Below are 15,339 nucleotides of genomic sequence, written 5' to 3' on the forward strand. Positions count from 1 at the left end.
GGGTTGGCCGCCTTACCTCGCCCACGTATCCGCGGATTCACTCACATAGGTGATTCTCAACGCCTCTCGCGGCGAGGCGCCACCGCGCCCCGGATTCCTCGCCGGACGGGCTGATTTCAGCTCGTCCGGCGCTTGAGGACACCGCGCGGAGCGCGGAAAAGGGGGGCCCGGGGCGCCGGCCCCGGTTCGGGAAGGGGCGGGTAGGGGAAAGGCCCCGCGCAGCGGCACCCGGCACCCGGCACCCCACCGCTCAGCCCCGCGCCAGCGGCCCCCGCGCCGCCGCCAGCAATTCCTCCGCATGAGCCCTGGCCAGCTGGGAATCCTCCTGGCCGGCCAGCATGCGGGAGAGTTCGCGGACCCGGTCCTCGCCCTCCATCGCCTTGACGCCGCTCCGGGTCACCGAGCCCTCGTGGGTCTTCTCCACGACCAGGTGGCGGTCGGCGAAGGCGGCGACCTGCGGGAGGTGGGTGACGACCACGACCTGGGCGGTGCGGGCCAGGCGGGCCAGGCGGCGGCCGACCTCCACGGCCGCCTTGCCGCCGACGCCCGCGTCGACCTCGTCGAAGAGGTACGTCGGCACGGGGTCGGAGCCCGCGAAGACGACCTCCACGGCGAGCATGACGCGCGAGAGCTCACCGCCCGAGGCGCCCTTGGCGATGGGCCGCGGCTGCGCCCCCGGGTGCGGGGTGAGGTAGAGCTCGACCTCGTCCACGCCGTGCGGGCCGTACGCCACGGCCCGGCCGCCGACCTCGACGCCGTTCACGGCGTTCTCCGCGTCCGCCACCTCGGTCTGCCGGATGGCGAAGGTGACCCGCGCGTGCGGCATGGCCAGCTCGGCGAGCTCGGCCGTGACCGCCCCGGCGAACCGCTCCGCCGCCTCCGCGCGCGCGTCGGTCAGCGCCTGCGCCAGCCCGCCCAGTTCGGCCCGGAGCGCGTCCCGCTCCGCGGTCAGCTCCTCGATGCGCTCGTCGTCGCCCTCCAGGGCGCCCAGCCGCTCGGCGCCCTCCTCGGCCCAGGCGAGCACCCCGGCGATGTCCGCCCCGTACTTGCGCGTCAGATGGGTCAGCGCCGCCCGGCGCTCCTCCACGGCCGCGAGCCGCAGGGGGTCCGCGTCGAGGTCGGAGGTGTAGCCCGCGAGCTCACCGGCCACGTCGGACAGCAGGATGCCGATCTCGCCGATCCGGTCCGCGAGCGCGGCGAGCGCCGGGTCGTGGGAGCGCACGGCCTCCACCGCGCGCTGCGCGCCCGCCACCAGCGTCGCCGCGTCCATGCCCGCCGGGTCCTCCGGGTTCCCGGCGAGGGCCGCGTGCGCGGCGGACGCGGCGGAGGCCAGCGCCTCCGCGTGCCCCAGCCGCGACGCCTCCGCGGCCAGCTCGGCGTCCTCGCCGGGCAGCGGCTCGACGGCGGCCACCTCGTCCAGCCCGAAGCGCAGCAGGTCCGCCTCCTGCGCCCGCTCGCGGGCCCGCGTGGTCAGCTCCGTCAGCTCGGTGGCGACGGCCCGCAGCCGGCGGTAGGCGCCCGCGTACTTGGCGAGCGGCACGGACACCGCGTCGCCCGCGTACCGGTCGAGTGCCTGGCGCTGCCGGGCCGGGCGCAGCAGCCCCTGCTGGTCCGTCTGCCCGTGCACCGCCACCAGGTCGTCGGCCAGCTCGGCGAGCAGCCCCACGGGCACGCTCCGGCCGCCCAGGTGGGCGCGGGAGCGGCCTTCCGCGGAGAGGGTGCGGCTGATGAGCAGCGTGCCGTCGTCCAGCTCGGCGCCCGCCTCCTCGGCCCGTACGGCCACGGACGACCGGCGGTCGACGGCGATCCTCCCCTCGACCACCGCGGACTTGGCGCCGATGCGCACCAGCGCGGGGTCGGCGCGCCCGCCGAGCAGCAGCCCGAGGCTGGTGACGACCATGGTCTTGCCCGCGCCGGTCTCACCGGTGACGGCGGTGAAGCCGGGCGACAGCTCGACCACCGCGTCATCGATGACGCCCAAGGACCGGATCCGCATCTCCTCCAACACGGATACGACCATACGAGGTTCCGGGGCCGCCTCGCGACGGCTCCCCCTTCCGGTCGCCCCGGAGAGCGGCTCACCACCGTTCCGGGTGAGGCTCCCGGGCCTTCCGCAAACCGGGGCAAGGGCGGGCACGACGGGTCTTTCCCCGGCCCGCCCCTTCCCGCTCCCGGGGCTCCGCCCCGGACCCCGGCCCTCAAATGCCGGACAGGCCGAGTCGCCGCCGTCCCGGGGAAGAGAGTCGGCCTCGGCACAGGGCAAGCCCCGGGCCCAGGGACGGCCGGCATCGGGCAGGCGGAATATCCAGCCTGGCTGGGGGCACCTCCCAGCGGTAGCCGGGGGAGCTCAAGGCCACCGCACGGCAGCACGGAAAGGCAACCCGGAGCGGAACCCTAGTGCGGCGCGCCCCGCCAGCCGGCGACCGGCAGCGCGAACTTCGCCACCAGCCGGTCCGTGAAGGACGCGTGGTGCAGCCGCGCCAGCCGCACCGGCACCGCCCCCCGCCGGACCTCCACCCGCGCGCCGGCCGGCAGCTCGACCGTGCGGCGGCCGTCGCACCACAGGACCCCGTTGGGCGTCTGCGGCTGCACCTCGACCGCGAGGACCGAGTCCGGCGCCGTCACCAGCGGCTTGGCGAAGAGCGCGTGCGCGCTGATGGGCACCATCAGCAGCGCCTCCACCTCCGGCCAGACCACCGGACCGCCCGCCGAGAAGGCGTACGCCGTGGAGCCGGTCGGGGTCGCGCAGACGACGCCGTCGCCGCCGAACCGGGACACCGGCCGGCCGTCGACCTCGGTGACGACCTCCAGCAGCCGCTCCCGCGCCGCCTTCTCCACGGACGCCTCGTTGAGCGCCCAGTCGGTGTGTACGACGTGCCCGTCGGTCCGGACGAGGACGTCGAGCGTCATCCGCTCCTCGACCTCGTAGGCGCGGGTCACGACCCGGTCGACGACCTTGTCGAGGTCGTCGCGCTCGGCCTCGGCGAGGAAGCCGACGCGGCCGAGGTTGACGCCCAGCATCGGCACCCCGGAGCGCCGTGCGAACTCCGCGCCGCGCAGCAGGGTGCCGTCACCGCCGAGCACGATCAGCAGCTCGCAGCCGGCCAGGACGTCCGGCCTGCCCGGTCCGGCCTCGACGAGCTCCACCGAGGCCGGCAGCGGCAGGTCCGCGGCCTCCTCGGCGAGGACCCGCACCCCGATGCCGCAGCGCAGCAGTCCCTGGACGACGAGTTCGGCGCTGCGGATGGCCGCCGGGCGGCCGGTGTGTGCGAGCAGGAAGACGGTACGGCCGGCCTCGGTGGCCTCCCCAGCCACTCCCGCCTCGTTCCGTACCTGTGCTGCTGCTGTCTCGGATGCTGCTTCTGAAGTGGTCAACGGGGCCCCTCCGCCACTGCACGGTCAACGTCCGCCGGATCCAGTTCAGGCGCTCCGGCGCGCAGCCACAGAAAGTACTCGACGTTGCCCGAGGGTCCGGGCAGCGGGCTCGCGGTCACGCCCAGGACGCCGAGTCCGAGGGCCGCCGCCTGCCCCGCGACCGTGCGGACGGCCTCGGCCCGCAGCTGGGTACTGCGCACCACGCCGCCGGTGCCGAGCCGCTCCTTGCCCACCTCGAACTGCGGCTTGACCATGAGGACCAGGTCCGCGTCGGGCGCGGCGCAGCGCACCAGGGCGGGCAGCACGAGACCGAGCGGGATGAAGGACAGGTCGCCGACGACGAGGTCGGCCGGCCGGTCGTCGATCTGGTCGAGCGTCAACTCGCGGACGTTCGTACGGTCCTTCACGGTGACCCGGTCGTCGCTCTGGAGGGACCAGGCGAGCTGTCCGTAGCCGACGTCCACGGCGACGACGTGGGCCGCGCCCGCGCGCAGCAGGACGTCGGTGAAGCCGCCCGTGGAGGCGCCGGCGTCCAGCGCCCGGCGGCCCTCGATCTTGAGCCCCTCGGGCACGAAGGCGGCGAAGGCGCCCGCGAGCTTGTGGCCGCCGCGGGACACGTAGTCGGGGTCGTTCTCGTCCTGGGTGACGACGACGGCCGCGCTGATCTCCACCTGGGTGGCGGCCTTGGTCGCGACGGCGCCGCCGACCGTCACCCGGCCCGCGGCGATCAGCTGGCTCGCGTGCTCGCGGGAGCGGGCGAGTTTCCGGCGCACCAGCTCGGCGTCGAGTCGGCTGCGGCGCGGGCGGGTCACTGCCACGGGTGGTTCAGCTCCTGTTGTCGTACGGGGCGGGGGCGCCGGACGGCGCGGGTGGTCCCGGGTGCCGGTCGAGCGCGGTGAGCGCGTCGCGCAGGCCCCGGTGTACATCCTCGTACACCTCCAGGTGGCCGCTCGCGGCGAGGTGGTCGGCGTCGGCCAGCCGACGGAGCCGGTCGTCCACCGCGGCGTCCCCGGTGGGCGCGCGGTCGACGCCGAGCGGCCGCGGCCCGGCGCCGGCCGGGTCCCGGGGCCTCGGTGGCGGGCGCGTGCGCCGCCTCGCCCGGCGGCTCGTCCGGCACCCCGCTCATCGCTTCGCTCATGCCCCCGACGCTACCTTGGAACGGTGCCTGTGCGGCGTACGCGATCCCCTGAGGTAGCGTCCCTCCCAATGGCGACCATCGAGGAGTGCCGAGACGCACTCGACCGGCTGGCGGAGAACCTCGCGGGGGCGAGCGGCGACCTCCGCGACGCCGCCGCGCCCGACCGCTCGCTCAGCTGTCACCTCTCCGACCTCGACACGACCTTCGTGGGCCATCTCGCGGGCGGCCACATCCAGGACGTGCGGACCGTCCCGGGCACCCCCGAGCGGCGCTCGGAGATCGCCCTGACGATGACGGGCGACGACCTGGTGGCGCTGGTGGACGGCCGGCTGAACTTCGCGAAAGCGTGGGCCGGCGGCCGGGTCAGGGTGCAGGCGAGCCTGCGGGACGTGCTGCGCCTGCGGAAGCTGCTGTAGGCGTCCCGGCCGGCGTACGGGCGCCCCGGCGCTCCCGGGCGGCCGGGACGACCAGCGGCGTGCCCGTCTCCGGGTCGTCGATGACCTGGCAGCGCAGCCCGAACACCCGCTCGACGAGCTCGGCGGTGACGACCTCGCCGGGCGCCCCTTCGGCCACCACCCGGCCGTCGCGCATGGCGATCAGGTGGGTGGCGTAGCGCGCGGCGTGGTTGAGGTCGTGGAGGACCGCGACGAGGGTGCGGCCCTGGGTCTCGTGCAGATCGGCGCAGAGGTCGAGGACCTCGATCTGGTGCTGGATGTCGAGGTAGGTGGTCGGCTCGTCCAGGAGCAGCAGCGGGGTCTGCTGGGCGAGGGCCATGGCGATCCAGACCCGCTGCCGCTGTCCGCCGGAGAGCTCGTCGACGTGCCGGTCGCCGAGCGCCCCGACCCCGGTGGCCGCCATCGACTCCTGGACGATCCGCTCGTCCTCGCGCGACCACTGGCGCAGCAGCCCCTGGTGCGGGTAGCGGCCCCGGGCGACGAGGTCGGCGACGGTGATGCCGTCCGGCGCGATGGAGGACTGCGGGAGCAGGCCGAGGGTGCGGGCGACCTGCTTGGCGGGGTAGCCGTCGATGGCGGCGCCGTCGAGGAGGACGGACCCGGCGGACGGCTTGAGCATCCGGGACAGGGCGCGCAGCAGGGTGGACTTGCCGCAGGCGTTGGGGCCGATGATGACCGTGAAGGAGTTGTCGGGCACGGCGACCGAGAGGTTCTCGGCGATGACGCGCTGGTCGTAGGCGAGGGTGACGGATTCGGCCGTCAGTCGGCTCACGGTGGTGTCTCCTTGCTCGGTGTTCCTGTACGACGCGCGCGCGTCGGCCGACGCGCTCCTGTCCTGGCTTCCGGGCCCGGCCGTGCCGGGTACGCCCGTGCCCGCGGCGCTCATACCCGTCCCGCCTTACGCTCGGTGAACAGCAGCCACAGCAGATAGCAGCCGCCCAGCATGCCGGTCAGCGCCCCGACGGGCAGCCGGTCGGCCCCGAAGAGCCGCTGGGAACCCCAGTCCGCGCCGATCAGCAGCACCGCGCCCATGCAGGCGGAGGCGGGCAGGTTGGGCCCGGTGGCCCGGGTCAGCCGCCGGGCGATCTGGGGCGCGGCGAGGGCGACGAAGGTGACGGGCCCGGCGGCGGCCGTCGCGGCGGCGGTCAGCAGCACGGCGGCGCCCATGACCACGACCCGGGTGCGTTCGGCCCGTACGCCCAGGGCGTACGCGGCGTCGTCGCCCATCTCCAGCATCCGCAGGGCCCGGCCGTGGCCGAGGACCACGGGGAAGAGCACGGCCGCCACGCACAGCAGGGGCCACACCTGGCTCCAGTCGCGGCCGTTGAGCGAGCCGACCATCCAGACCATCGAGCGGGTGGCGTCGACGAGGCCGGCCTTGGTCATCAGGTAGTCGCGGACGCCGGTGAGCACGGCGGCGGCGCCGATGCCGACGAGCACGAGCCGGTAGCCGTGGATGCCCTTGCGCCATGCCAGCAGGTAGACGGCGAGCCCGGTGGCGACACCGCCGGCGACGGCGCCGGCCGCGACGGCGAAGGGGTCGCCGTGGAAGAGGACGATGACGACGAGCGCGCCGGCCGCCGCCCCCTGGCCGAAGCCGATGACGTCCGGGCTGCCCAGCGGGTTGCGGGAGACGGACTGGAAGACCGCGCCGGCGAGCCCGAGGGAGGCGCCGACGAGCAGGCCGACGAGCACGCGCGGCAGCCGCAGGTCCCGGACGATGAACTCCTGCGCGGGCGTGCCGTCGCCGGTGAGGGTGCGCAGCACGTCGCCGGGCGGCAGCGGGAAGTCGCCGGTGCCGATGAGCGCGACGGCCGCGGCCGCGGCGACGGCCAGGAGCAGCAGGACGACGAGCGCCGCCCGGGGGTCCACCCGCAGGGAGAGCCCGCCGCGGGTCCGCAGGGTCTTCCCGGTCGTGCCGGGGGTGGTTCGAGGGGCTCGGGAGGAGGGGGTCACTGCTGGGCCATCCTGCGGCGGCGTACGAGGTGGATGAAGACGGGACCGCCGACGACGGCGGTGACGATGCCGGCCTGGAGCTCCCCGGGCCGGGTGACGACGCGTCCGATCACATCGGCGCCGAGCAGCAGCACCGGTGCCAGCACGGCCGCGTACGGCAGGATCCAGCGCAGGTCCGGGCCGGTGAGGGAGCGGACGAGGTGCGGGACGATCAGGCCGATGAAGACGATCGGGCCGCAGGCGGCGGTCGCCGCGCCGCACAGCAGGGTGACGGCGGCCATGGCGAGGACGCGGGTGCGGGCGGGGCTCGCGCCGAGCGCGCGGGCGGTGTCGTCGCCGAGGGCCACCGCGTTCAGCGGGCGGGCGAGGGCCAGGGCCAGCAGCACGCCGGCGCCGATGAACGGGGCGACCTGCCGGAGGGTGTCCGGGGAGGCGGAGGCGAGCGAGCCGACCGTCCAGAAGCGCATCCGGTCCAGCGCGGCGGAGTCCATGAGCTGGACGGAGTTGACGTAGCCGTAGAGGGCGTAGGTCACGGCCGTGCCCGCGAGCGCGAGGCGGACGGGGGTGGCGGCGCGGCTGCCGCCCAGCAGGTGGACGAGCACGGAGACGACGGCGGCGCCGAGGAAGGCGAACCACACATAGCCGCCGACGGAGGTGACGCCGAGGAAGCTGACGGCGGACACGACGGCCGCCGCGGCCCCGGCGTTGACGCCGAGGATGCCCGGCTCGGCGAGCGGATTGCGGGTGAGCGCCTGCATCACGGCACCGGCCGGGCCGAGCGCGGCACCGGCCAGGACGCCCAGGAGCGTACGGGGCACCCGCACCTCACGGACCACCACGTCGGCGTCCGTGCCGGTGGGATGGAACAGGCCGTGCCACACCTGGTCGAGGGGGATCTGTCTGGCGCCTACGGCGACGCTCGCGACGACGACCAGCAGGAGCACGGCCACGGCGGCGAACAGGCCCGCGGCGCGTACCGCGTTCCGGCCGCGTGGCGTGGGTTCCGGCGGGGCCGCCTGGGACCGGGGGAGACTCTCGACCAACACCAGGTTAGGTTAGCCTACCCTGAGATCCCCCCGTTCGAGTGAGTTCCGAGAGAAGCGCATCCCCATGAGCACCTCCCCCCAGTCCTCCCGGTCCGGCCTGTCCGGCCGCTCCGCCAACCCCTCCCGCCGCGGCCTGCTGGCCGTCGGCGGCGCCCTCGGCCTGGGCGGCCTCCTCACGGCCTGCGGCGGCGGCTCCTCGGACAAGACGGACGGGGCGTCAGGGACGGACTCGGGCTCCTGGACGTTCAAGGACGACCGGGGCGAGACGGCCAGGACCAGGAAGACCCCCAAGAAGGTCGTCGCCTTCACCGGCACCGCCGCCGCCCTGCACGACTTCGGCTTCGAGTGCACCGGCGTCTTCGGCCCCACCAAGCTCAAGGACGGCAAGCCGGACCCGCAGGCCGGCGACCTCGACGTCGACAAGGTCACGGTCCTCGGCAACGCCTGGGGCGAGTTCAACGTCGAGAAGTACGCGGCCATGGGCCCCGACCTGCTGGTCACCAACATGCTCCAGGGCAGCGAGCTCTGGTACGTGCCGGACGACAGCAAGAAGAAGATCCTGGCCCTCGCCCCGAGCGTCGGCATCAATGTCACGAAGGCGTCCCTGACCCAGGTCATCGGGCGCTACGCCGAGCTCGCCGGCTCCCTCGGCGCCGACCTCGGGGCCAAGAAGGTCACCGACGCGAAGGCCCGCTTCGAGAAGGCGTCCGAGACGCTCCGCAAGGCCGCCCGGGACAAGAAGGGCCTCAAGGTCCTGTGCGCCTCCGGCTCGGCCGACCTGCTCTACGTCTCCGACCCGGCCGTCTACGCCGACCTGTCCTACTTCAAGTCGCTCGGCGTCGACCTGGTCGTCCCCGGCAAGGTCACCGGAGGCTTCTTCGAGAGCCTCAGCTGGGAGAACGCCGGCACGTACGCCGCCGACGTGATCCTCCTCGACAACCGCACCTCCGCACTCCAGCCCAAGGATCTCGAAGCCAAGCCCACCTGGGCCGGCCTGCCCGCCGTCAAGGCCGGCCAGATCACCCCCTGGCTCAGCGAGCCCCGCTACTCGTACGCCGGCTGCGCGCCGCTCGTCGAGAGCCTCGCCGCCGCCATCGAGAAGGCCGAGAAGGTCAGCTGACGTCCGGCCGGCACACCCGGCCGACGACCGAGAGGAACCCCGCCATGTCCGTCCGGACCGAACGGCCCGCCAAGGCCGCCGCGCCCGCCCTGCCGTACCGCTTCTTCGATCTCCACGTCCTGCGCGCCGAACGGCTCAGCCCCGCGATGGTGCGAATCACCTTCGGCGCCGAGGACCTGCGCGACATCGTCAGCGGCGGCCGCGACCAGCGCTTCAAGCTGTTCCTGCCGCAGGCGGGACAGGACGCCCCGGTGCTCCCCGAGGCCCGCGACGAGAACTGGTGGACGGAGTGGCGGGCCATGGACCCCGCCGTACGGGCCTACATCCGCACGTACACCGTGCGGGCGCTGCGGCACGGCCCGGACGGACCGGAGGAGATGGACGTCGACTTCGCGGTCCACACCGACGCGAACGGCCACGGCGGCCCGGCCACCAACTGGGCCCAGGCGGCCCGCCCGGGCGACCGCGTCACCGTGCTGTGCCCCGTCGTCGAGGAGAACGGCGGCGTCGACTTCCAGCCGCCCGCGGGCACCGACTGGACGCTCATCACCGCCGACGAGACGGCGCTCCCCGCGGTGGCCGCCACCCTGTCCTGGCTCCCGGCCGGCAGCCGGGCCAAGGTCTGGATAGAGGTCCCGCACACGGACGACATCCAGGACCTCCCGACGGAGGCCGACGCGGACATCACCTGGCTGATCCGCGGCGGGGCGTCGGCCACCCCGGTACTGGACGCGGTCCGCGCCGCGGAGTTCCCGGCCGGGTCCCCCTACGCCTGGATCGCGGGCGAGGCGAGCGGCGTCCGCGCCCTCCGCCGCCATCTGGTGGGCGAACGCGGCCTCGACCGGCGGGCGGTGACGTTCACGGGGTACTGGCGCCGGGGGGCGTCGGAGGAGGACTTGCTGGCGGAGCTGGCCTGAGGGGGCGGGTGCGGTGGGGTGCCGCTGCGCGGGGCTTTGTCCCCTACCCGCCCCTTCCCGCTGCATCCGATGTGCGGCTCCGCCGCGTGGCGGGGGCTTCGCCCCCGGGCCCCCTTTTCCGCGCTCCGCGCGGTGTCCTCAAGCGCCGGACGGGCTGATTTCAGCCCGTCCGGGGGCACCTCCCAGCGGTAGCTGGGGGAGTTTGAGGACCGGGATCCGGGGCGGAGCCCCGGTATCGGGAAGGGGCGGGGCTGGGGAAAAGCCCCGCGCAGCGGCACCCCGCCCCGTCCAACCTCTACCACCCGAGCCGAGCCAACGCCCCCCTCACGTCCAGCCCACAGACCCCGTCCCCGGCCGAGGTCCACGCAACGCCGCACAACGCCCGCAACGCATCCGCCCTCTCCCCCTCCCCCTCAAGCACCACAACGCCGTCACGAACCACCGCGGTCCACCCCCCGCACCGGAACCCCGAAGCAAGGTCCCCCGAGACGGCCGGCTGCCCCGCCAACAACCCCCGCAGATCCTCCGCCACATACGTCGGCCGATACTTCGGCTCCGCCGCGAGCAGCTGCGCCGCCGTCGTGACACCGGTCAGGACGAGCAGCGAGTCCACGCCGCCCACGTACGCGCCCTCGATGTCCGTGTCGAGCCGGTCCCCCACGACGAGCGGCCGCTCGGCACCCGTGCGCAGCACGGTCTCGCGGTGCATCGGGGGCAGCGGCTTCCCCGCGACCTGCGGCTCCGCACCGGTCGCTATCCGTACGACCTGCACCGCCGCGCCGTTGCCCGGCGCGATCCCCCGTGCGCTCGGGATCGTCAGGTCCGTGTTGGACGCGAACCACGGCACGCCCCGCGCCACCGCGTACGACGCCTCCGCCAGCCGCGACCACGGCATGTCCGGCCCGCCATAACCCTGCGCCACCGCCGCCGGGTCGTCGTCCGCGGAGTCCACCGGCACCAGCCCGCGCTCCCGCAGGGCCACCCGCAGCCCCTCCGCGCCGATGACCAGCACCCGCGACCCGGCGGGGAGCTGATCGGCGATCAGCCGGGCCACCGCCTGCGCCGAGGTGATCACGTCGGACGGCTCGGCGGGCACCCCGAGCCGCGTCAGGTGCCCGGCGACCGTGTCCGGGGTGCGGGCGGCGTTGTTCGTGACGTACGCGAGGTGCATGCCGCCGTCCCGCGCCGCGCCCAGCGAGTCGACCGCGTGCGCGATGGCCTCGCCGCCCGCGTAGACCACGCCGTCGAGGTCGAGGAGCGCCGTGTCGTAGGCCGTGCTCAGCGGGCGCTCACTGCCCTCGGGCCGGGTCCGGGCGGTCTGGTTCATGTTCGGCTCGCTCCTTGTGCTGTACGTCTCTTCCGCGATCATTGCTCATCGGGCCGTGAGACATAACATTTCCCAATGAGCACTCCAGGACAGGCACGATTCGCAGGGAATGCAGGGCAAGGACTCCGACTCGCCCCCTTCCGAGGGCTGCGCTACGTCCCGGAGCGGGTCGGCAGCCTCGCCGCCGTCACCTCCCCACCGTACGACGTCGTCGTGCGGCCCGACGGCCTGCGCCATCTGGAGACGGCCGATCCGCACAACATCGTCCGGCTGATCCTCCCGCAGGCCGCCACGGCCGCCGACCGCCACCGGCAGGCGGCCGACACGCTGCGCCGCTGGCAGGAGGAGGAGGTCCTGGCGCCCGACCCCGAGCCGGCGCTGTACGTCTACGAGCAGCGCGGCGACGGCATCCTGCAGCGCGGCATCATCGGCGCCCTGCGTCTCACGCCGCGCGAGGAGGGCGCCGTCCTCCCCCACGAGGACGTCATGCCGCACATCATCGAGGACCGCGCCGCCCTGATGCGGGGCACGGGCGCCAACCTCGAACCGCTGCTGTTCTCGTACCGCGGCACCGGCGGCCCGGAGGGTGCGGCGGGCGTCATCGACCGCGTCATCGAGCGGGAACCGCTGCTCTTCACGACCACGGAGGACGGCTATGCCCACCGCCTGTGGTCCGTCACGGACCCGGACGAGCTCCGCGTGATCGACGAGGACCTCTCCCGGCAGCGGGCCCTGATCGCCGACGGGCACCACCGCTGGGCCACCTACCAGCGGCTGCGCGCCGAGCAACCGGCCCCCGGCCCCTGGGACTTCGGCCTGGTCCTCCTCGTGGACACCGCCCGCTACCCGCTGCGCGTCCGGGCGATCCACCGCCTCCTGCACCGCTTCCCGGTCGCCGACGCGCTCGCGGCCCTCGGCGGCGCGTTCCGGGTACGGACCCTCGACGGGCCGTTGCCGCAGGCCCTGGACGCGCTGGCGGAGGCGGCCGGGGAGCCCGGGAACGCCTTCGTCCTCGCGGGCGACGGCCGCTTCCACCTCGTCGACCGCCCGGACCCGGCCCTCCTCGACCGCGTGGTCCCGGCGGACCGGCCGGAGGCGTGGCGCACGCTGGACGCGACGGTCCTGCACTCCGTCCTGCTGGAGCACCTCTGGCACGTGCCGGACGACCCCGAGCACATCGGGTACATCCACGAGACCGCGGCGGCGGTCCAGCAGGCCGAGCGGCACGGCGGCACGGCGGTCCTGATGCACCCGGTGTGCGAGGACGTCGTACGGGAACTCGCGGAGCAGGGCGTCACGATGCCGCGCAAGTCGACGTCCTTCGGCCCCAAGCCGGCCACCGGCCTGGTCCTGCGGAGCCTGGCCCTGGACTGACCGGCGCAAGAGACGCAAAAAGACCCCTCCCACCGCGTTTCCGCAGGTGAGAGGGGTCTTTAAGTTAACTGCCGACTACTTGCCCTCGGCGGGCTTCTCCTCGGCGGCCTCGTCGGCGGCCTTCTCGGCGACGACGGGCTCCACGAACTGCGGGACCTCGACGGCGGCGGTCTCCACGGTCTCGACGACGGGCTCGGCGGCGGCCTCGGGGGCGTTCTCCTCCGTGACCTCCTCGCCGGCGTCGGCGGTCTCGACCACGGCCTCGACCTCAGCCTCGACCACGATCGGGGCCTCGGTCTCCGGCTCGGCCTCGGCCTCGGTGGTCATGGCGTCCGTGAACTCCACGCCGTCGAGCTCCGCGAGACGGTCCGAGGCGTTCGTCATGCCGCCCTGGTCCGACTCGAGGGCCTTGGCGAACCACTCGCGGGCCTCGTCCTTGCGGCCGACCTCCAGCAGCGCGTCGGCGTAGGCGTACCGCAGGCGCGCGGTCCACGGCTGGACCGAGTTGGACGCGAGCTCGGGGCTCTGCAGGGTGACGACGGCGGCCTCGGCCTGGCCCATGTCCTTGCGGGCACCGGCGGCGACGAGACGCATCTCGACCTGGCCGGCCTTGTCGAGCTTGTTCACCTCGGGCTCGCCGGCCATGGCCAGGGCGCGCTCCGGGCGGCCCATGCCGCGCTCGCAGTCGGCCATGACGGGCCACAGCTCGACGGAGCCGGTCATCCGGCGCGCGGCGCGGAACTCCGCGAGCGCCTCGGTGTAGCGGGCGGTGGCGTACGCGGCGAAGCCGGCGGCCTCGCGCACGGCGGCGACGCGGGAGGCGAGCCGCAGGGCGATGCGCGAGTAGGCGTACGCCTCCTCGGGCTCCTCGTCCAGCAGGTTGGCCACCATGACGAGGTTGCGGGCGACCTCCTCGGCGAGGCCCTTCGGCAGGCTCATGAGCTCCTGCCGGACGTCCGCGTCGATCTCCTCGCCGGTCACGTCGTCCGGGATCGGCAGACGCTTCACCGGCTCGCGGTCGCTGCGGTCACGGTCGCGGTCGTCACGGCGCCCGTAGCCACCGGAACGGTCGTCACGGCCGCCGCGGGGGGCGCCACCGTGCCGGTCGTCACGACGGCCGTAGCCGCCACCGGAGGGACGGCCACCGCGGTCGTCGCGGCCGCCGCGGAAGCCACCGCGGTCGTCATCACGACGGGGGCCGCGGTCGTCGCGACGCTCGAAGCCGCCCGGACGGCCACCACGGTCGTCATCACGGCGCGGGCCACGGTCATCACGACGGTCGTCACGGCGGAAGGACGGACGCTCGTCACGGCGGTCGTCGCGGCGGAAGCCACCACGGTCGTCGTCACGGCGGGGCGCGCGGTCGTCGCGGCGGAAGGACGGACGCTCGTCGCGACGGTCGTCACGGCGGAAACCGCCACGGTCGTCGTCACGGCGCGGGGCGCGGTCGTCACGGGGGAAGGACGGACGGTCGTCGCGGCGGAAGCCACCACGCTCGTCATCGCGACGCGGGGCGCGGTCATCACGGCGGTCGTCACGGCGGAAGGACGGACGCTCATCGCGGCGGTCATCGCGGCGGAAGCCACCGCGGTCGTCGTCGCGACGCGGGCCGCCGAAGCCGCCGGAGGGACGGCCGCCACGGTCGTCACGGCGCTCGAAGCCACCCGGACGGCCACCACGGTCGTCATCACGGCGCGGGCCACGGTCATCACGACGGTCGTCACGACGGAAGGACGGACGGTCGTCGCGACGGAAGCCACCACGGTCGTCGTCACGACGCTGGCCGTAGCCACCGCCGGCGGGACGGCCGCCACGGTCGTCCTCGCGCCGCGGGGCACGGTCGTCACGGCGGAACCCGCCACGGTCGTCACGGCGGTCGTCGCGGCGGAAGCCACCGCGGTCGTCGTCACGACGCGGGCCGCCGTAGCCGCCACCGGAGGGACGGCCGCCACGGTCGTCGCGACGCTCGAAGCCACCCGGACGGCCACCACGGTCGTCATCACGGCGCGGGCCACGGTCATCACGACGGTCGTCACGACGGAAGCCACCGCGGTCGTCGTCACGGCGGGGACCGCCGTAGCCGCCACCGGAGGGACGGCCGCCACGGTCGTCACGGCGCTCGAAGCCACCCGGACGGCCACCACGGTCGTTGTCACGGCGCTGGCCGTAGCCACCGCCGGCGGGGCGGCCGCCACGGTCGTCCTCGCGGCGCGGGCCACGGGGACGGTCGCCACCACGGTCGTCACGGTCGTCGCGACGGAAGGCCGGACGGTCATCGCGACGGAAGCCGCCACGCGAGTCGTCGCGGCGCGGCCCGCGAGGGCCTCCGTGGCGCTCGCCGCCCGATCGATCGTCGGGAGAGTTGGTGGACATCGAGGTGACTCCTGTCTTCGGGTACCGCAGTCATTCTCGCGCAACCGGCTGACCGGCGCGCTTCGGCAAAAACAAGCAGAAATACAAAAGGACCCCTGGTCCCAGCGTGAACGCTGGGACCAGGGGTCCTTGAAAGATTGTTCGGCGGCGTCCTACTCTCCCACACGGTCCCCCATGCAGTACCATCGGCGCTGAAAGGCTTAGCTTCCGGGTTCGGAATGTAACCGGGCGTTTCCCTAACGCTATGACCACCGAAAC

General features: G+C 74.4%; 13 protein-coding genes, 1 rRNA gene and 1 pseudogene. 4 read left to right on the plus strand and 11 right to left on the minus strand.

Annotated features, from left to right (window positions below; translation table 11 throughout):
• Nucleotides 1–250: 250 nt before the first annotated feature.
• The 4 genes from recN to AF335_RS32930 all read right to left on the minus strand — a co-directional run bounded on the left by recN (nt 251) and on the right by AF335_RS32930 (nt 4,374).
• Nucleotides 251–2,020: a DNA repair protein RecN gene (gene recN, locus AF335_RS32915; protein WP_102922082.1), complete on the minus strand. Its 1,770-nt coding sequence runs from the start codon at nt 2,018–2,020 to the stop codon at nt 251–253.
• Nucleotides 2,021–2,394: 374 nt separating this feature from the next.
• Complete coding sequence (locus AF335_RS32920; RefSeq protein WP_102922083.1) at nt 2,395–3,315, minus strand: NAD kinase; 921 nt, start codon at nt 3,313–3,315, stop codon at nt 2,395–2,397.
• Between the two features lie 56 nt (nt 3,316–3,371).
• Complete coding sequence (locus tag AF335_RS32925) at nt 3,372–4,187, minus strand: TlyA family RNA methyltransferase (protein WP_102922084.1); 816 nt, start codon at nt 4,185–4,187, stop codon at nt 3,372–3,374.
• A gap of 13 nt (nt 4,188–4,200) precedes the next feature.
• Nucleotides 4,201–4,374: a hypothetical protein gene (locus AF335_RS32930; protein WP_425329134.1), complete on the minus strand. Its 174-nt coding sequence runs from the start codon at nt 4,372–4,374 to the stop codon at nt 4,201–4,203.
• Nucleotides 4,375–4,581: 207 nt separating this feature from the next.
• Here AF335_RS32930 and AF335_RS32935 point away from each other — a divergent pair, with 207 nt between their 5' ends.
• Nucleotides 4,582–4,929 carry a sterol-binding protein gene (locus AF335_RS32935; protein WP_102922085.1) on the plus strand — a complete coding sequence of 116 codons (348 nt, stop codon included), beginning with the start codon at nt 4,582–4,584 and terminating at the stop codon, nt 4,927–4,929.
• On the opposite strand, the gene AF335_RS32940 is transcribed toward AF335_RS32935, so the two are convergent.
• From AF335_RS32940 to AF335_RS32950, 3 genes are all read right to left on the minus strand, one after another.
• Nucleotides 4,877–5,740: an ABC transporter ATP-binding protein gene (locus tag AF335_RS32940; RefSeq protein WP_244927226.1), complete on the minus strand. Its 864-nt coding sequence runs from the start codon at nt 5,738–5,740 to the stop codon at nt 4,877–4,879. The genes AF335_RS32935 and AF335_RS32940 overlap by 53 nt on opposite strands.
• Before the next feature lie 110 nt (nt 5,741–5,850).
• Nucleotides 5,851–6,924 carry a FecCD family ABC transporter permease gene (locus AF335_RS32945; RefSeq protein WP_102922087.1) on the minus strand — a complete coding sequence of 358 codons (1,074 nt, stop codon included), beginning with the start codon at nt 6,922–6,924 and terminating at the stop codon, nt 5,851–5,853.
• Entirely contained in the window at nt 6,921–7,970 is a 1,050-nt protein-coding gene (locus AF335_RS32950; protein WP_376697838.1) for a FecCD family ABC transporter permease, read from the minus strand. Before AF335_RS32950 ends, AF335_RS32945 begins: the two co-directional genes overlap by 4 nt.
• A gap of 64 nt (nt 7,971–8,034) precedes the next feature.
• Between AF335_RS32950 and AF335_RS32955 the strand changes: the two genes are divergently transcribed.
• Both AF335_RS32955 and AF335_RS32960 read left to right on the plus strand, forming a co-directional pair.
• Nucleotides 8,035–9,090 carry an ABC transporter substrate-binding protein gene (locus tag AF335_RS32955; protein WP_102922089.1) on the plus strand — a complete coding sequence of 352 codons (1,056 nt, stop codon included), beginning with the start codon at nt 8,035–8,037 and terminating at the stop codon, nt 9,088–9,090.
• Between the two features lie 44 nt (nt 9,091–9,134).
• A complete protein-coding gene (locus AF335_RS32960; RefSeq protein WP_102922090.1) occupies nt 9,135–10,007 on the plus strand; it encodes a siderophore-interacting protein in 873 nt (290 codons plus the stop codon).
• A gap of 295 nt (nt 10,008–10,302) precedes the next feature.
• Here AF335_RS32960 and AF335_RS32965 read toward each other — a convergent pair whose 3' ends face one another.
• Entirely contained in the window at nt 10,303–11,334 is a 1,032-nt protein-coding gene (locus AF335_RS32965) for an HAD hydrolase-like protein (RefSeq protein ID WP_102922114.1), read from the minus strand.
• A 75-nt stretch (nt 11,335–11,409) separates the two neighbouring features.
• On the opposite strand from AF335_RS32965, the gene AF335_RS32970 reads away from it, so the two are divergent.
• A complete protein-coding gene (locus AF335_RS32970; protein ID WP_102922091.1) occupies nt 11,410–12,708 on the plus strand; it encodes a DUF1015 family protein in 1,299 nt (432 codons plus the stop codon).
• Nucleotides 12,709–12,783: 75 nt separating this feature from the next.
• Here the strand turns inward: AF335_RS32970 and AF335_RS32975 are convergent, their stop codons facing one another.
• The 3 genes and pseudogenes from AF335_RS32975 to rrf form a co-directional block, all read right to left on the minus strand.
• On the minus strand, nt 12,784–13,716 hold the full coding sequence (locus tag AF335_RS32975; RefSeq protein ID WP_244927229.1) for a tetratricopeptide repeat protein: 933 nt from the start codon (nt 13,714–13,716) through the stop codon (nt 12,784–12,786).
• A 21-nt stretch (nt 13,717–13,737) separates the two neighbouring features.
• Nucleotides 13,738–14,676: pseudogene (locus AF335_RS36830) on the minus strand (hypothetical protein); the annotation flags it as partial.
• Nucleotides 14,677–15,220: 544 nt separating this feature from the next.
• A 5S ribosomal RNA gene (gene rrf, locus AF335_RS32985) occupies nt 15,221–15,337 on the minus strand.
• Nucleotides 15,338–15,339: the final 2 nt, after the last annotated feature.

It is taken from the genome of Streptomyces eurocidicus, from assembly GCF_002891295.1.
Lineage (GTDB): Bacteria > Actinomycetota > Actinomycetes > Streptomycetales > Streptomycetaceae > Streptomyces > Streptomyces eurocidicus.